This is a genomic window from Pseudomonas sp. SF2, assembly GCF_036858055.1.
In the GTDB taxonomy this organism is placed as follows: Bacteria; Pseudomonadota; Gammaproteobacteria; order Pseudomonadales; family Pseudomonadaceae; genus Aquipseudomonas.
This window is the reverse complement of record NZ_JAMBDI010000053.1, coordinates 22,778-39,523: the sequence shown is the minus strand read 5'-3', so window position 1 is coordinate 39,523 and position 16,746 is coordinate 22,778. Positions and strand designations below refer to the sequence as shown.

Genomic DNA, 16,746 nt, shown 5'->3' with positions numbered 1-16,746 from the left:
GTTCTGGGCCGTGCTGTTCCCCTACAACATCACGCTTGCCATCTGCTGGTACGGCATCTGCCGGCTGTTCAATGTTCGAGCAGCCCCACCGCCCCCAGAAGCCTTCGAAGAGGCCCTTGTCCGACCAAGCAAAAGGAAGCGCAAATGAAACCCATCGTACTCGTAGGTCATCGTCATAGCTGCCCAATCCATGGTGTAGGTACCGTGAAAACCGGTGCTAGCGCAACATTCGTCGATGGCAGGGCCGTCGCACGTGTGGGTGATCGCATCAGTTGCGGTGCCGTCATCGAAACTGGCGCTGCCTGCACGATCATCGAGGGACAACCAGCGGCCAGGGAAGGAGACACAACCAGCCACGGAGGGACTCTGATTGAGGGAGATCCAGGCTGGCTCATTGATTGAAAGCATAAGCCAGCCACTTCGACGATAGCGGTTGAACAGCCGCAATCAATTCCCGGATAGAAACAGGCCCATAGGCTGAAGCCTGACAGTCGAGCTTTCTGGGCCGCCCTGCGGCCCATCACCGGCGAGCCAACTCCCACCAGCATGCCCATACCAACTTGCTCTATTTCAAAAAATATCGCCGGGTAGGAATATACTTACACTGGCAACTAAAAACCAAACAGACCCAACAACGGCAGCACCACCATAGGCACCTAAAAACATTTCACAAATTATTTCATTGCTTGCATTCCCACTTAATACCCACTAACACTACATCCATCAACCGATGGAGAAACGACATGTCCAGACTTGCTGAATTTCGTGCGCTCGAGCGCCTTCTTGCTGCCAAAAAGTCCGAGCTCTCCTTCATAAAAATCAACCCCCACCTAAAACGCGAGTTTGAATTCGAAAGCAAACTCCACGCGCTGCTTGATGAATACCAATTCGACTTATCTCATGTCCTGGCCATTAGTGAATGTGAAAGCTACAAGACTCAACACCCGTGGTTACCACTTCCACCACTCCCACACTTCAGGTCGCGGCAAAGCAAGTACTACGTAAACCCGTACACCGGCGAGAAGGTAGAAGCGAAAAGCACCTTGCACAAAACCCTTCAAATGTGGATTCAGCAGTATGGCCGCGCGGAGGTCGAACGCTGGGCAACGGTATGGTTCTGATTGCTCCAGAAACAGTTCATGCCCAGCCTGGAACACGACCGCCCTTCCCTCCCACCAGCACCTCACCAGCCTGCGGTATTGAGCAACGAGTGGCCACGCCGTCTACCCTCAATATACGTTGACCCGTTGCCTCATCCGCAGGCCAACGCAACCGTTCGATAACCGAACACTAGCCCCTCCCTTGAATTGACGCTGCCGCCTTCACTGCTCACCATGCACCGGCCTTGCGTGTCCCCCTGCCTGGGAACCGGTCACGCACCCGTAGCACCGCAGCTGAATACAATTTCAAGAAACGAGCAGTTTATGAACCACTCCAGGATCACCCCCGCCGCCCCCCGGATGCCCCAGGGCTCGATCGGCGACAAGCTTCGCGGCGCCTTCGGCGTCGGCAAGACCCGTTGGGGCATGCTTGCCCTGGTGTTCTTCGCCACCACCCTGAACTACATCGACCGTGCCGCGCTCGGCATCATGCAGCCCGTTCTGGCCAAGGAAATGAGCTGGACGGCGATGGACTACGCCAACATCAACTTCTGGTTCCAGGTCGGCTATGCGGTCGGCTTCCTGCTGCAGGGCCGGCTGATCGACAAGGTCGGGGTAAAACGCGCGTTCTTCTTCGCCGTGCTGCTGTGGAGCCTGGCCACCGGCGCCCATGGCCTGACCACTTCGGCCGCCGGCTTCATGGTCTGCCGCTTCATCCTCGGCCTGACCGAGGCCGCCAACTACCCGGCCTGCGTGAAGACCGTGCGCCTGTGGTTCCCGGCTGGCGAGCGGGCCATCGCCACCGGCCTGTTCAATGCCGGCACCAACGTCGGCGCCATGGTCACGCCGGCCCTGCTGCCGCTGATTCTGGCCGTATGGGGCTGGCAGGCCGCGTTCATCGCCATGGGCAGCCTTGGCCTGGTGTGGGTGGTGCTGTGGCTGCTGAAGTACTACAACCCTGAAGATCACCCACGCGTACGCCAGAGCGAGGTGGCATACATCCAGCAGGACGACGAGCCCGAGCCGACCCGCGTCCCGTTCAGCCGCATCCTGCGCCTGCGTGGCACCTGGGCGTTCGCGGTGGCTTACGCGATAACCGCGCCGGTGTTCTGGTTCTACCTGTACTGGCTGCCACCGTTCCTCAACCAGCAGTACAGCCTGGGCATCAACGTGACCCAGATGGGCATCCCGCTGATCATCATCTGGCTGACGGCGGACTTCGGTAGCATCGGCGGCGGCATCCTGTCTTCCTGGCTGATCGGCCGCGGCGTGCGCGCCACCACGGCGCGGCTGGTGTCGATGTTGATCTTCGCCTGCACCATGGTCAGCGTCACGCTTGCCGCCAACGCCAGTGGCCTGTGGGTCGCGGTGGCGGCCATCTCGCTGGCAGTGGGTGCACATCAGGCGTGGACGGCGAATATCTGGAGCCTGGTGATGGACTACACGCCCAAGCACCTGGTGAGTACCGTGTTCGGTTTCGGCAGCATGTGCGCGGCGATTGGCGGGATGTTCATGACGCAGATCGTCGGTAGCGTACTGACCGCTACCAATAACAACTATGCCGTGTTGTTCACCATGATACCGGCGATGTACTTCCTGGCGCTGGTTTGGATGTACTTCATGGCGCCGCGCAAGGTCGAGCGCGCCTGAGCGCGCTAGCCACTTTCCTCTACGGGGCCCTTGCGGGCCCTTTTTTTGGCCAGTCGGCAAACAGCAATTCTTGCCTGCCTCGGCCACATCGCCGGCAAGCCAGCTCCCACAGGGGCAGCGGCTTGCGCAGTCCACCCTGTGGGAGCGGGCGCGCCCGCAAACACGGGCGATAGCCCGTGCCATGCGCCGCGTTCTATCAATCAGACTCTGGCCAGCACTGCCATGGCCTTCTCCAACGCCATGCGCGCACGCTGTTCGCCACTTATGCCCTGCTCCAGCAACTGCCGCGTGGGGATCTCCAGACTCAACGGCACACTTGGCGGCAAGCCGCGCAGCAAGCCGACCAGGTCGGCATCGCCCTCGCCCGGGAAGCGCCGTTCATTGCGCGCCTGGCGCAGGATCTCGTCCATGTCGGCCGGTACCGGGCCAGCAACGTCGCACAACTGGGCATAACGCATGCGCTGCGGCGCCAGTTGCGCCAGGTCGTCCAGTGAGGCGCCGGAGCGGTTGAAGTGGAAGGCATCCACCAGCACACAGCCATTGGCGCGGTCGGCGTTGGCCACCACCCGCATGGCCTGGCGCAGGTCACGCACCTCGGTCCAGGGCATGAACTCCAGATGCGGATAAATGCCAAACCCTATCGCCAGGTCACACAACGCGGCAAAGCGCTCGGTCAGCCGCGCTTCATCCGGGTCGTTGCCAGCCACCAGCAGCTCCGTACCGCCCAACTCGGCACCCACCGCCAGAATCGGCTCGAAATCGGCCACGCAGGTTTCCGGCTTCAGCCGCAGGATTTCCAGGTCGAGCACCTTGATACCGGTGTCGCGCAGGCGCGCCTGGGTTTGTCGGCGCAGGCCGGCATCGGCCACCAGCGGGAAATGCTGTTCCTGCTCGGTGGCGGGCACCAGGCGCAGGCCTACATGGCTGTAACCGGCGCGGGCTGCTGCCTCGACCATGTCCGGCGGGGACAGCTCGAGCACCGTCAGGGCTGCCAGGGAGAAAATTCGATCAGTCATTATCGTCACCAAACACGTTAAGCAATGTGCTCGGGCGCACAGGCCCGGCCAGTTTCCGCTGCCTTGCGGATCGCCTCGATCAGCGCCAGGGTACGACCACCGTCGGCGGCATCGATCAGCGGCGCCTGTTCACCCCGGGCAACCCGCACGAAGTGTTGCAGCTGCAAGGTCAATGCTTCGCCGACAGGGATGCTTTCCTCGCTCTGCAACAACGGCGTGTGCCAGCCCGATCCGGCCTCGGCATAGTGCCAGCGCTTGAGTTGCGGAATGCTCAGCGCCCCTTGGGTGCCGGCCAGCAGGTAGCACGGCTGGCCATCCTGGCGTGGGTACACCGGGCTTTCGCCGGAATCCAGCTCCCAGCTCCACGGTGCGGCCACCGCGTCGGAGCCGGTCAGGCTGCCCAATGCACCATTGGCGAATTGCAGTAGCACCGCTGCGCTGTCTTCGTTGGCAAAACCGCGCACATCGTTGCGGGTGAACGCCTGCACCTGCACCACTTCGCCGCACAGGTGGCGCAGCAGGTCGAGGTCATGGATCAGGTTGGTCAGCAAGAAGCCAGCGCCCGGCTCGCGGCGCCAGGGGGTTTCGAAATAGCTGTCGGGCTTTTGCAACTGCCAGAGCGCGGTGACGTTGATCAGCCGGCCCAGCTTGCCGTCGGCAATCACCTGGTGGGCCTTGGCGATAAGCGGGTTGTGCCGACGGTGGTGGCCAACCAGCACAGGTACCCCCCGGCGTCGCGAGGCCTCCACCAGCGCGCGGACTTCATCCAGATGCACGCCCACCGGTTTTTCGACCAGCACCGGTACGCCAGCCTCGACGCAATCCAGGGCGGTGGCGACATGCAGGTTGTTCGGGTTGGCGACGATCACTGCCTCGGGGCGCACGTGCTCCAGCATCTGGCGGTGGTCGGCAAAACAGGGCACGCCGCATTCGGCCGCGAAGGCCTCGGCCTGCGGGCCCGGGTCGGCCACGGCGCACAACTGGGCCTGCGGCACATTGAGCAGATGCTGGTAATGCTGGCGGCCCATGTTGCCGGCGCCGATCAAGGCAATACGAAGGGGTGCGTTCAACAGCCTGTCCTCTTGTCATTGTTGTCATATGAATTCTGAAACGAGGTTCCACAATCCACACTCGACAATTTAGAACCATGTTCAGCTTTTCAGAAGAACCGGCAGAACAGACTGTGCGGTAATCGACCGGAAATGCACCGTCAGGCGAACAGCTCGCTGGCCCGACTGGCCGCCGACAGCTCTTCTGCCGCCGCCAGCAACAGCGGCGCCAGCTCTGCCAGACGGGTTTGCGCCAGGCGGGCACTGGGCCCGGCGATGCTCAGTACACCGATCACCTCGTCACTTTGCGGGCGGCGCACCACCGCAGCCAAGGCCGAGGTGCCAATGGCCGAGGTTTCCTCGACCCAGGCATAGCCGCGCTCGCGGGCGCGGTGCAGGTAAGTGAGCAGCTCGTCGGTGGAGCGTGGCGCATTCGGGCCGAACTGCGCCGGGTCGGCAATGCCCTGGCGCAACACCATCTGCAGCGCCTGCTCATCGTCCAGGCTGGCCAGCCAGGCATGCCCGGACGCGGTATAGAACAGCGGTGCGTCGCGGCCCATGTCCGGGTCGTAGCGCAAACCGGAGCGAGCGCCCTGGGACTTGGCGATCCAGGTCTGGCGGGTACCGTCGATTACGCCAAGGCGCACCAGTTCGCCGCTGTCCTGGGCCAGGCGGTCGAGTATCGGCTGGATGATGTCGGCACCGCTGCTGGCCAGGTAACGAAAGCCCAGCGCCACCAGCTTGGCCGACAGCTGGTAGCGGTTGTTGTCACGGTTCTGCCGCACATAGCCCAGCCGCACCAGCTCGGTGAGCATGCGATGGGCGGCGCTTTTGGGGATGTCCAGGCGCTCGGCCAGGGTTTGCAACGGCAGCCCCTGTGGCTCGCCGGTAAGGCTTTCTACAAGACTGAAGGCGCGTTCGATCTGACTACCAGCCATGACACAGGTCCCTGAAATTTTTTTGCGAATTCTAGAAGATGATTCCACATCGCCGATAGACGCCGCAGCCTCAGCTTCGCGAACTGTCCGGTTATCGCCCATTACTTGCCCGGCGTGGTCGCCACACCCTTGCGGGACGATTCGCTGCCAATAAGAATATGGAACCTTGTTCCAATAACAATACAGGAATCCCGCAATGCCTTCCGCTCCCTTCGAAACCGAATGCGATGTACTGGTCATAGGCTCTGGTGCCGCCGGGCTGGCTGCTGCGGTGACGGCTGCCTGGCATGGGCAGAAGGTGATCGTGGTGGAGAAGGAGCCAGTGTTCGGCGGTGCCACCGCCTGGTCCGGCGGTTGGGCCTGGGTGCCGCGCAATCCGCTGGCACGCCGGGCCGGCATCGAGGAAGACATCAACCAGCCGCGCAGCTACCTGCGCAATGAACTGGGGGCCTATTACAACGCCGAACGCGTCGACGCCTTTCTCGAAGCGTGCCCGCACATGGTGGCGTTTTTCGAAAAGCACACGGCGCTGCAGTTTGCCGACGGCAACGGCATTCCCGACATGCATGGCGACACACCGGGCGCTGCCGAGGGCGGGCATCAGGTGATCGCCGCCCCCTATGATGCCCGTGAGGTCGGCGCACTGTTGCCACGCCTGCGCAAGACCCTGCGCGAAACTTCGTTCATGGGTATGCCGATCATGGCCGGTGCCGACCTTGCCGCCTTCCTCAACATGACCCGCTCGCCCGCGGCCCTGCTGCATGTGTGCAAACGCTTTGGCCGCCACTTGTACCACCTGGCCCGGTATGGCCGGGCGATGCACCTGGTCAACGGTGTGGCGCTGGTGGCCCGCCTGGCCAAATCGGCCCAGGACCTGGGCGTGCGCCTGCAGGAATCGGCGCCGGCCAAACGCCTGCTGCTCGACAATGGCCAGGTACGTGGGGCACTGGTAGCAACGCCGCAGGGCGAGCAACTGATCCGTGCCAAGGCCGTGGTGCTCGCGGCGGGTGGCTTCCCCAACGACAACGCCCGGCGCCGGCAACTGTTCCCGCGTGATGCCAGCGGCCATGACAACCTGGCCCTGCCCCCCAAGGGCTGTTCGGGCGACGGCCTGCGCCTGGGCGAATCGGCCGGCGGCGTGGTCGCCACCGACCTGAAGTCACCGGTGGCCTGGGCGCCGGTTTCGCAAGTGCCGCACCGCGACGGCAGTGTTGGCCACTTTCCGCACATCATCGAACGCGGCAAACCGGGCATCATCGGTGTATTGGCCAACGGCAAGCGTTTCGTCAACGAAGCACACGGCTACTACGACTATGTGTCAGCCATGATCGCAGCGGTGCCACAGAATGAAGAGGTGTGCTCGTGGCTGATCTGCGACCATCGTTTCCTGCGTCGCTATGGCCTGGGCCATGCCCGCCCGGCGCCGCTGCCGGTGTGGCCGCACGTGCGCAGCGGCTATCTCAAGCAAGGCGCCACCCTGGAACAGCTGGCCTTGGCCTGCGGCATCGACCCAGTAGGGTTGCGCGCCACGATCAGCGACTTCAACAGCCATGCCCGCAACGGCCAGGACCCGGCGTTTGGCCGTGGCTCCACACCGTTCAACCGCAAGCAGGGCGACCCGCAGCACAAAGGGCCCAACCCTTGTGTGGCGCCCATCGAGCATGGGCCGTTCTATGCGGTGAAGGTACAGCCCGGTTGCTTTGGCACCTTTGCCGGGTTGCGCACCGACGGCAGTGCCCGGGTGCTGGATGAGGCCGGGCAGCCGATTGCTGGCCTGTATGCGGCGGGTACCGACATGGCCAGCGTGTTTGGCGGCTGGTACCCGGCGGGTGGCATCAACCTGGGCCCGGCGCTGACCTTTGGCTATGTGGCCGGGCGGCATATTGCCGGGGTGCGGGAGTATGAGTGATTGGTCCTGTATGCCGAAAGGAATGCAGCGCCTGTAGGACCGCGCGCCGCCCGCGCGGCAAGCCCGCTCCCACAGGTACTGTGCAAGTCTTGAAGCTTGTGATGAACCTGTAGGAGCGGGTTCACCCGCGAAGAGGCCGGAAACGGCCTACAAGGAAGGGGCTAAATCTGATTTTTCGTTCAGGCCGGGCAACGCATCTGTTCCAACCAGTAGGCCACATCCACCTCGTCGATCTGCTCGGCACGCAGGAACCGCTCGGCATACTGGCGATACACCCCGCTGCTGAGAAACAGCTGCAGCAGCTGCCCGTCGATGTGCCCGTCGCGGGCCATGCCCACCAGGATCTTCACCGACTCGGACAAAGTCTTCGGCGCCTTGTAAGGCCGGTCGGCCGCGGTCAGCGCCTCGAAGATGTCGGCAATCGCCATCACCCGTTCGGCAATGCCCAGGTCCTGCTCGCCCAGCCGGCGCGGGTAGCCGCTGCCGTCCATTTTCTCGTGGTGGTTGCCGGCGATGTCCGGAACCCGCTTGAGCTGGCGCGGGAACGGCAAGGAACTGAGCATGATGATGGTCTGCACGATGTGTTCGTTGATCTTGAAGCGCTCCTCATCATTCAGCGTGCCGCGACGGATCGCCAGGTTGTACAGCTCGCCGTAATTGCTGGCGTAGGCCGGCAGGCGCATGTCGAAGCCCCAGCGGTTGCGTGGGTCGTCCTTGGCCACCGGTGGCTTGCGGGGGCCCCAGGGCACGCAATGCTCAGGCCGGTCCGCCAGCAGTGGTTCGTCAACCGGCAGCGCAGGCGCTGGCAGGTCGGCAAAACGCTCCGCCTCGTCGCGGGAAATGCCCAGGCGGTTGTCGAAGTGGCGCTGCCAGCGTTGCTGGCCAATCTGCCGCAGGCGCTCGATGTCGGCGTCCTGCATGAACTCGCCGCCGATGTTGGCCTGGGCCACGAAGGCAAAGTCGTCCTGCAACCGGGCCTGGCTGCGCGCCAGGGTGGCTTGCAGCGCCTGCGGGTCGGCACCGCTGGCCAGGCCTTGCCAATAGGCCAGCTCGGCATCGCGCCACAGCACTTCGAAGCGCATGCGTACCTCGTGGATACGGTTGTACAAGGTTTCCAGCTTGGTCGCCTTGTCCACCACATACTCGGGGCTGGTGACCTTGCCACAATCGTGTAGCCAGGCCGCCACGCGGAACTCGTAGCGTTCAGCCGCACTCATGCTGAAGCTGGCGTACGGGCCGGTTTCGGCCGCCACCGCCTGGTCCAGCAGCATCTGCGCCAGTTGTGGCACCCGCTCGCAGTGGCCGCCGGTATAGGGGCTCTTGGCATCGATGGCGTCGGCCAGCAGCTTGATCATGGCATCCAGCAGGTGTTGCTGGGCTTCGGCCAGCTGACGCGTCTCGATAGCCACCGCCGCCGCCCCGGACAGTTCCTCGACAAAGCGCCGGAACGGTTGGCCCACCTGCTCGTTTGCATATTCATCGTCCAGTTGCAGAACCAGGATGCCCAACAGCGCCTGGCTACGGTCATTCAACACCACGGCGAGGCTGCGCTCGTCCAGGCCAAGGGTCTGAATCACCGCCGCAGCCAACTGCTCCCGGGCCGTCTCATCCACGGCTAGCTCGCCCGGGTACTGCTCGCCGCGGCAGGCAGCGGCCAGGCGCAGCAAGGCGTGCTCGGCATCGAACAGGTACACCACGCCGGCATTGACCCCGGCAGCCTCCACCAGATGGGTCAGCACACTGTCGAGCATGCGCTCCAGGTTGCGCTCGCGGCTGAGTGTGAGGGTAATCGCCTGGAAGCTGTGGATGGTGCCGGACATTCGGCGCAATACGCGGCTCAATTCACGCACCTCGGACACCCGCGAGCGCACCCCGACGTCTCGGCTGAAATCAAAGCCGGCCAGACCTTGCACCTGTTCGGCCAGCAGCCGCAGCGGGCGGCCGATACGCCGGCCGAGCACACCACCGAGCACCAGCAGCACGGCCATCAGCGCTGCGGTCCAGAGCAACTGCTCGAACAGTACATTGCGCGCGCCGCTCAGCAATTCGTGGCCTGGCACGGCAATCAGCACCTGCAGGTCCTGCCCGGCCAGGTTGGTCAGTTGCACACGCATGCCATACCAGGTCTGGCCGTCCACCTGATAAGGCTGCGGCCGGGTGCCTTGCGGCAAGTCAGCGTAAAGGTGCTCCAGGCTGGGAATGCCCAGTTCGTCGATGCGCGACAGGCGCACGGCCTGCCCTTCGTGCACGATCATCCGCTGCGGGTCCGGGTAGCCCACCACATTGCCCTGGTCGTCGACCACGACGATCTCGGTGCCGGGGGTCATGCGCAGGTCCTGGGTCTCGCTGGCCAGGTCGTCGACCGAAACGTCCATGCCGATCACCGCCCCGCCGTCAACGCTGCGCTGGGCCATGGTCAGGCCGATCTCACGGGTAGTGAAGAACACATAGGGGTGGGTCAGCACTGTGGTGGGTTGGGCGCTGGCCTCGATAAACCACGGGCGTGTGCGCGGATCGTAGCGGTACTTGGGTCTGGCCTGGACCTGCAGCAGGTTCAGCGCGCGGTCATAGAAGCGCCACTCACCCTGCACCGCACCGCCCTCACGGCTGACGCTCTGCACCAGGAACGCCGTGCCCGGCGGCGCGGCGAAGCGTTGCAGCAACTGCGGCTCGCGCAAGCGGCGCACCAGCAGGAACTCACCGTTGGGGTAACCCATGTAGGCAGCGCTGAGCATGCGGTTGGCATCTAGCGTCTCGACCAGTTGCGGCAGCCGTTCCAGGCGCTGCGCGGGGGTTTGCGCGGCCGGGTTGTGGGCGAGCAGGCGGATGCTGCTGTGCACCGGATCAATCAGGCGCCGGGCGCGCTCGTCGATGGTCTTGCCAATTTGCTGGGCAGAATCACCCGCCGCAGCCACCAGGGTCTGGCGAATGCCGCGATAGCCCTGCCAGGCCAAGGCGGCACCGAGCAGCAGCATGCCCAGCACGATGGCCAGCGCCACCAGCCACTGCAGCGAAATGCCACGTCCGGCGTTGCCAGCAGCACGACCATTCGACACGCAGCCCATTCCAGGTACTCCATGCATGGCGGTTTGACGGGGCAGCCAGGACGATCATGCAGGCCGAAGCCATTCGCAGGCAGCAAGATGGGACGCCGGGTAGCGCATAGCCCTGCCCCATCTTGGCAGCAGTGTAGAGCGGGCCCGAGCGTTCTGCCGGGTTGGCGAAGAAAATTAACGGAACGCCATGAATGATCCGGCTACCGCCTCGCCTGTTTCGCGGGCTTGCCCGCTCCCACAGGGACCGCGCAGCACCTGAGGCAGTGCAGTACCTGTGGGAGCGGGCGAGCCCGCGAAACAGGCGACGCGGTGCAAGATCGGATGTATCAGGCGCGCAACTGGTACCAGGTGGTCTTGAGCTGCGAATACTTGTCGAACGAATGCAGCGACAGGTCACGGCCAAACCCCGACTGCCTGCCACCGCCGAACGGCACCGTGACGTCCAGCGCATCGACCGTGTTCACCGACACGGTACCGGCCTTCAACGCCCGCGCCACGCGGTGCACCTGGTTGAAGTCATCGCTCCACACCGATGCCGCCAGCCCATAGATACTGTCGTTGGCCAGGCGCACGACCTGCTCTTCACTGTCGAAGGCGCTGACCGCCAGCACCGGCCCGAACACCTCCTCCTGCGCCAGGCTCATTCGGCCATCGACACCGGCGAAAATGGTCGGCTCGATGTAATTGTCCGAACCGTCGATAGTCAGGCGCCGACCACCACACACCAACCGCGCCCCGTCCTGCCCGGCACGGGCGATGGCGGCTTCGATCCGGCCAGTCTGCCCGGCATCGACAATCGCACCGGCCCGGCTCGCCGGGTCCAGCGGGTTGCCTGGCAGCCACTGGCGGGCCTTGGCCTGCAGGCGCTCGATGAACTCGTCATGGATGGAGCGTTGCACGTACAGCCGTGAGTTGGCCGAGCACACCTCGCCCTGGTTGAAGAAGATGCCGAATGCCGCCTTTTCCGCAGCCAGGTCCAGGTCCTGGCAGTTTTCGAACACCAGGTTGGGGCTCTTGCCACCACACTCCAGCCATACCTGCTTGAGGTTGGACTGTGCCGAGTACTGCATGAAGTACTTGCCCACCTGGGTGGAGCCGGTGAACACCAGGCAATCCACGTCCGGGTGCAGGCCCAACGCCTGCCCGGCCTGCTCGCCCAGGCCCGGCACCACGTTCAGCACACCTTCCGGCACACCGGCCTGCAGCGCCAGCTGGGCCAGGCGCAGGGCCGAGAACGGTGATTGCTCGGCGGGCTTGAGCACCACGCTGTTGCCGGCAGCCAGCGCCGGGGCGAGCTTCCAGGCAGCCATGTCGAGCGGGAAGTTCCACGGCACTACGGCGGCGACCACGCCCAGGGCTTCGCGGGTGATGGTGGCCAGTGCGTTGGGCGCGGTGGGCGCCACCTGGTCGTACAACTTGTCCAGTGCCTCGCCATACCAGGCGAACACCTGCGCCGAGCCTGGCACGTCGATGTTGTAGGCATCCATGACCGGCTTGCCCATGTTCAGCGAGTCCAGCAGGGCCAGTTCTTCGCGATGGGCCGTGATCAGCTCGGCCAGGCGCAGCAGCACTTTCTTGCGCTCGCCCGGGGCCATGCGCGGCCACGGGCCATGCTCGAAGGCCTTGCGGGCGCTGGCGACGGCCAGGTCGACCTCGGCCTGGCCGCAGGCGGTGACCTGGGCCAATACGCCGTTGGTGGCGGGGTTGATGGCGGCGAAGGTGGCGCCGTCCTGGGCGTTGACGGGTTTGCCGTCGATCAGTGCATTGGCCGGGAGGTAGAGGTCCGAGGCACGTTGTTGCCAGAATTCGAGGGTGTACATTTGTACTCCTGGTGGCTGTTGGAGCAATTTTCATAGGGGCTATGCGGTTCCTGTGGGAGCGCGTGCCCGCGAATCAGGCGACACGGTGGATGGCACCGGCTTCGCCGGTGTTCGCGGGCGTGCCCGCTCCCACAGGGAAATGCGTTACCCTTGTCGGCGGTTCAGAGTTTGCCGACCAGGCGCGCCGTGCGGTCCACGGCAATGCGGGTCTTCTCCACCAGCTCATCCAGCTCGCTGTGGTTGGCGATCAGCGCCGGCGCCATGATCATCCGGCCCAGGGTGGAGCGAATGATCACCCCTTCCTCGAAACCGAAGGTGCGGCACTGCCAGGCCAGGTCGTTCTCGTTGGCGAAGCGCTTGCGCGTCGGCTTGTGCTCGGCAAACTGCAGCGCCGCCACCAGCCCGGCGCCCTGCACCTGGCCGATCAACGGGTGGTCGGCGAACACCTCGCGCAGGATGCGCTGCAGGTACGGCCCGGTGTCGTCCTTCACCTGGCGCACGATACCTTCGTCACGCAGCGCCTTCAGGTTGGCGATGGCCACCGCCGCCGCCACCGGGTGGCCGGAATAGGTCAGGCCGTGGGCGAACACCCCGCCCCGCTCCACCAGCGCCTCGGCAATGCGCTTGCTCAGCACCAGCCCGCCCATGGGCACGTAGCCGCTGGTCAGGCCCTTGGCGATCGACAGGGTGTCGGGCTCGAAGCCGAAGTATTCGTGGGCGAACCATTCGCCAGTGCGGCCAAAGCCGCCGATCACTTCATCGGCACACAGCAGCACGTCGTACTGGCGGCAGATGCGCTGGATCTCGGGCCAGTAGCTTTCCGGCGGGAAGATCATGCCACCCGCGCCCTGGAACGGCTCGGCGATAAAGCCGGCGACGTTCTCGGCACCCAGTTCGAGGATCTTTTCCTCCAATTGCAGGGCGCAGCGGCGGCCAAACTCGGCCGGGGTCAACTCACCGCCTTCGGCGTACCAGTAAGGTTCGTCGATGTGCGCCACATCCGGGATCAGCCCGCCCATTTCGTGCATGAACTTCATGCCACCCAACGCCGTGGCCGCCAGGGTCGAGCCGTGGTAACCGTTCCAGCGGCCGATCATGACCTTCTTGCTCGGCTGGCCGACCACCTGCCAGTAGCGGCGCACGGTACGGATCAGCACCTCGTTGGCCTCGGAGCCGGAGTTGGTGTAGATCGCGTGGCTGTAGTGCCCCGGCAGCAGGCTGAACAGCAGCTCGGACAGTTCGATCACCGCCGGGTGGGTGGTGTGGAAGAACATGTTGTAGTAGGCCAGCTGGTCCATCTGCGCGGCAGCGGCAGCGGTCAGGTCGCGGCGGCCGTAGCCGAGCTGGGTGCACCACAGGCCGGACATGCCGTCCAGGTAGCGCTTGCCCTCGCTGTCCCACAGGTGCAGGCGTTCGCCACCGACGATCACCCGCGGCCCTTCGGCGTTCAGCGCCTTCTGGTCGAGGAAGGCATGGATGTGGTGCGCGGCATCGGAGGCCTGATAGTCGCGGGTCTGGCGTTGCGGGGCGAAAGGCGCATTCATTGTTGGTTTTCCTTTGCGGTGGGTTGCAGGGCTGCTGGCATTCAGCGCAGCTTGCCCATGTAGCTTTCCAGCGGGTCCTTGCCCAGCACGCCTTGGGCATTGGCCAGCGCGTCGATGAACAGGGAGAACAGCTCGGACTGGGTGCCGATGTCGAGCTTGGCGTAGACGTTCTTGCGGTGAGACTTGATGGTGTCCTCCGACACCCCCAGGCGCTCGGCCAGCGACTTGGTCGAGTGGCCACGCAGGATCAGCTGGGCGATACGGCATTCACGCTCGGTCAGCAGCGAGCTGCCGAAGTTGTTCAGGGCAGCGTGGATGCGCTGCTCGAGGATGTTCTCGAAGCGCCCGGCGCGGCTGTCCAGCCCGGCAAAGTGCTTGCTGAGCACCGCCAGCACCCAGGGTGTGATACGCCCGAACAACGCGCGGGTTTGACCATCGAGCTTGTCGGTGAACGCCAGCGATACCGCCAGGCTCTGCCCGGGTGCGACCTGCAGGATGTAGTTGAGCTCATCCTCCAGGTGCGAGTGCCGATAGAACGACTGGTAGTACTCGCTGACCTCGAAATGGTCGGGTGCCACCTCGAACAGGCCGTAGCAACCGGACTCGACCTGCTCCACACAGGCACCGTAGAACGGGTCGAGCAGGTAGAAGCCGGACAGGTAGCGGCTGACATTGCCCTCGGGCTGCCAGGGCGCCTTGTCGTCCTGCTCGAACAGTGCGCACGGCATGCCGTCGTGCGGGTACAGGTACACCGTGGTCGCCTGTATCGGCCGGATCACGCCAAGTGCAGCAAACAGAGTGGCGGCAAAGCCCGGCCGGCCGATCGCCTCGGTGACCTTGGCCAGGTGCTCGAACCACTGTTGCGAAAGCAATTGATTAGTCACTGTGGGCCTGCCGTATCAAGTAAAGGCACCGCTGCCAGTGCGGTGCGTTGTTGGCCAGATACTCCCATGGCACTGCAAACACCGAAATCACCCTTTGGGGTGAGCAGGTACAGCCGCCTCCCGGCTCACCCCAAAGGGTGATTCCGGCTACTTGCGGGGTGTGGGAGCATCACCCCGCCCCAGCGCTGCGAGCCAACCGCTCGACCTCCTTGCACAACACCCACCGGTATCGAGCCCCGCTCGCATACCGCGGCGTCCTGCATCCCTTTCCAGGAGTTAGCAATGCATACAACAACAAGTACAGCCCATAGCCCTGCACATAGCCCTTCGAATAGCCCCGAGCATGCCCCGTCGCACCCCACCGCCAGCAACGGCCGTTTCCGCAAGTCCATGGGGATGACCGCCCTGGTGCTGTTCGGCCTGGCCTACATGGTCCCCCTTGCAGTATTCACCACCTACGGACTGGTCACCCAGATGACCAAAGGGCACCTGCCCACCGCCTACCTGCTGACCCTCGCCGCCATGCTGCTGACCGCCTACAGCTACGGACGCATGGTCCAGGCCCACCCCTACTCCGGCTCGGTCTACACCTACACACGCAAGGCCTTCGGCAGCCACATCGGCTTCATCGCCGGCTGGACCCTGCTGCTCGACTACATCTTCCTGCCGCTGCTCAGCTACCTGCTGATCGGCATCTACATGTCGGAATACTTCCCGGCCATCCACGCCTGGGTGTGGGTGGCGGGCTCCATTGCCCTGGTCACCTTCCTCAACCTGATCGGCATCGAGTCGATTACCCGGGTCAACTGGATCCTGGTGGTGGTGCAACTGGTGTTCATCATCGTGTTCGTCGCCCTGTCCATCCACAACCTCAGCGGCCAGGCGCAGCCGGTGTCGCTGCTGGCGCCCTTCCACCACGAAGGCTTCAGCGTGCCGTTGATCATGACCGGCGCCGCCGTACTGTGCCTGTCGTTCCTGGGCTTCGATGCGGTCTCGACCATGGCCGAGGAAACCAGCAACCCGACCTACCGCATTCCTGTGGCGATCCTTGCCGTGTCGCTGATCGGCGGCATGTTGTTCCTGGTGGTGTCGTACTGCGCACAGATGGTGTTCCCTGACTGGGGCAGCTTCGCCGACCCGGACTCGGCGTCGGTGGACGTGATGCGCCGGGTCGGCGGCGAGTTGCTGGTGACCGCCTTCACCGCCACCTATGTGGCCGGCTGCTTCGCCTCGGCCATGGTGTCCCAGGCCAGCGTGTCGCGGGTGCTGTTTGCCATGGGGCGCGACGGTGCGTTGCCCCGTGCGTTCGGCCAACTGGTGACGAAAAAGCGCGTCCCGGCCACGGCCATCCTGCTGGTCAGCCTGCTGTCGCTGATTGCCCTGGTGATCACCCTCGACACGGTGGCCAACATGATCAGCTTTGGCGCGCTGTTCGCCTTCTCGGCGGTGAACCTGGCCGTGGTCAAACACTACCTGATCGACCACAAGCTACGTGGTGCTCGCAACTACCTGCTGTATGGTGCCATTCCCGGCCTGGGCTTCCTCAGCACGCTGTGGCTGTGGAGCAGCCTGACCAGCCTGTCGTTCACCATCGGTTTGTGCTGGATGGGCATGGGCCTTGTGGTGCTGCTGGGGCTGACCCGGGCGTTCCGGGTGAAGCTGCCGGAGTTGCAGATGGCCGAGTGACACACGCGCTGTAGCATTTGCGCGGTCCCTGTGGGAGCGGGTTTACCCGCGAATACCGCCGAAGCCGGTGCCATACACCGAGTCGCCTGCTTNN

12 protein-coding genes are annotated in these 16,746 nt (G+C 64.2%); 5 read left to right on the top strand and 7 right to left on the bottom strand.

Annotated elements, in window-relative coordinates:
- Nucleotides 1-144 precede the first annotated feature (144 nt).
- The 3 genes from M2S36_RS23340 (at nucleotide 145) to M2S36_RS23330 (ending at nucleotide 2,750) form a co-directional block, all read left to right on the top strand.
- On the top strand, nucleotides 145-402 hold the full coding sequence (locus tag M2S36_RS23340; RefSeq protein ID WP_082888413.1) for a PAAR domain-containing protein: 258 nt from the start codon (nucleotides 145-147) through the stop codon (nucleotides 400-402).
- A 341-nt stretch (nucleotides 403-743) separates the two neighbouring features.
- Nucleotides 744-1,121 (top strand): histone-like nucleoid-structuring protein, MvaT/MvaU family, encoded by a 378-nt coding sequence (locus tag M2S36_RS23335; protein ID WP_207830514.1) that lies wholly within the window; start codon nucleotides 744-746, stop codon nucleotides 1,119-1,121.
- 303 nt (nucleotides 1,122-1,424) lie between these two features.
- The gene (locus M2S36_RS23330; RefSeq protein WP_333957934.1) at nucleotides 1,425-2,750 is read left to right on the top strand and encodes an MFS transporter; all 1,326 of its coding nucleotides are present in this window, start codon (nucleotides 1,425-1,427) and stop codon (nucleotides 2,748-2,750) included.
- Nucleotides 2,751-2,950: 200 nt separating this feature from the next.
- Here M2S36_RS23330 and M2S36_RS23325 read toward each other — a convergent pair whose 3' ends face one another.
- From M2S36_RS23325 to M2S36_RS23315, 3 genes are all read right to left on the bottom strand, one after another.
- On the bottom strand, nucleotides 2,951-3,766 hold the full coding sequence (locus M2S36_RS23325) for a sugar phosphate isomerase/epimerase family protein (RefSeq protein WP_207830518.1): 816 nt from the start codon (nucleotides 3,764-3,766) through the stop codon (nucleotides 2,951-2,953).
- Between the two features lie 17 nt (nucleotides 3,767-3,783).
- On the bottom strand, nucleotides 3,784-4,836 hold the full coding sequence (locus tag M2S36_RS23320) for a Gfo/Idh/MocA family protein (RefSeq protein ID WP_207830520.1): 1,053 nt from the start codon (nucleotides 4,834-4,836) through the stop codon (nucleotides 3,784-3,786).
- A 140-nt stretch (nucleotides 4,837-4,976) separates the two neighbouring features.
- Entirely contained in the window at nucleotides 4,977-5,753 is a 777-nt protein-coding gene (locus M2S36_RS23315) for an IclR family transcriptional regulator (protein WP_063914978.1), read from the bottom strand.
- Between the two features lie 196 nt (nucleotides 5,754-5,949).
- Between M2S36_RS23315 and M2S36_RS23310 the strand changes: the two genes are divergently transcribed.
- Nucleotides 5,950-7,662, top strand: a complete 1,713-nt coding sequence (locus tag M2S36_RS23310) for an FAD-dependent oxidoreductase (protein WP_333957930.1) — start codon at nucleotides 5,950-5,952, stop codon at nucleotides 7,660-7,662.
- A gap of 179 nt (nucleotides 7,663-7,841) precedes the next feature.
- Here M2S36_RS23310 and M2S36_RS23305 read toward each other — a convergent pair whose 3' ends face one another.
- From M2S36_RS23305 to M2S36_RS23290, 4 genes are all read right to left on the bottom strand, one after another.
- Nucleotides 7,842-10,727, bottom strand: a complete 2,886-nt coding sequence (locus M2S36_RS23305; RefSeq protein ID WP_333957928.1) for an HD domain-containing phosphohydrolase — start codon at nucleotides 10,725-10,727, stop codon at nucleotides 7,842-7,844.
- Nucleotides 10,728-11,044: 317 nt separating this feature from the next.
- Nucleotides 11,045-12,538, bottom strand: coding sequence for an aldehyde dehydrogenase (locus M2S36_RS23300; protein WP_333957926.1), 1,494 nt, complete (start codon nucleotides 12,536-12,538; stop codon nucleotides 11,045-11,047).
- Between the two features lie 161 nt (nucleotides 12,539-12,699).
- Complete coding sequence (locus M2S36_RS23295) at nucleotides 12,700-14,082, bottom strand: aspartate aminotransferase family protein (RefSeq protein ID WP_207830529.1); 1,383 nt, start codon at nucleotides 14,080-14,082, stop codon at nucleotides 12,700-12,702.
- A gap of 41 nt (nucleotides 14,083-14,123) precedes the next feature.
- Nucleotides 14,124-14,966: a helix-turn-helix transcriptional regulator gene (locus tag M2S36_RS23290; protein ID WP_207830531.1), complete on the bottom strand. Its 843-nt coding sequence runs from the start codon at nucleotides 14,964-14,966 to the stop codon at nucleotides 14,124-14,126.
- A gap of 282 nt (nucleotides 14,967-15,248) precedes the next feature.
- On the opposite strand from M2S36_RS23290, the gene M2S36_RS23285 reads away from it, so the two are divergent.
- Nucleotides 15,249-16,652, top strand: coding sequence for an APC family permease (locus M2S36_RS23285; RefSeq protein ID WP_207830533.1), 1,404 nt, complete (start codon nucleotides 15,249-15,251; stop codon nucleotides 16,650-16,652).
- Nucleotides 16,653-16,746: the final 94 nt, after the last annotated feature.

What these genes read in the sequence shown, in the direction of transcription:
- M2S36_RS23330 (WP_333957934.1), top strand. Translation starts at nt 1,425, where the DNA reads ATGAACCACTCCAGGATCACCCCCGCCGCCCCCCGGATGCCCCAGGGC.
- M2S36_RS23310 (WP_333957930.1), top strand. Translation starts at nt 5,950, where the DNA reads ATGCCTTCCGCTCCCTTCGAAACCGAATGCGATGTACTGGTCATAGGC.
- M2S36_RS23295 (WP_207830529.1), bottom strand. Translation starts at nt 14,082, where the DNA reads ATGAATGCGCCTTTCGCCCCGCAACGCCAGACCCGCGACTATCAGGCC.
- M2S36_RS23300 (WP_333957926.1), bottom strand. Translation starts at nt 12,538, where the DNA reads ATGTACACCCTCGAATTCTGGCAACAACGTGCCTCGGACCTCTACCTC.
- M2S36_RS23315 (WP_063914978.1), bottom strand. Translation starts at nt 5,753, where the DNA reads ATGGCTGGTAGTCAGATCGAACGCGCCTTCAGTCTTGTAGAAAGCCTT.
- M2S36_RS23325 (WP_207830518.1), bottom strand. Translation starts at nt 3,766, where the DNA reads ATGACTGATCGAATTTTCTCCCTGGCAGCCCTGACGGTGCTCGAGCTG.
- M2S36_RS23285 (WP_207830533.1), top strand. Translation starts at nt 15,249, where the DNA reads ATGCATACAACAACAAGTACAGCCCATAGCCCTGCACATAGCCCTTCG.
- M2S36_RS23335 (WP_207830514.1), top strand. Translation starts at nt 744, where the DNA reads ATGTCCAGACTTGCTGAATTTCGTGCGCTCGAGCGCCTTCTTGCTGCC.
- M2S36_RS23340 (WP_082888413.1), top strand. Translation starts at nt 145, where the DNA reads ATGAAACCCATCGTACTCGTAGGTCATCGTCATAGCTGCCCAATCCAT.
- M2S36_RS23305 (WP_333957928.1), bottom strand. Translation starts at nt 10,727, where the DNA reads ATGGGCTGCGTGTCGAATGGTCGTGCTGCTGGCAACGCCGGACGTGGC.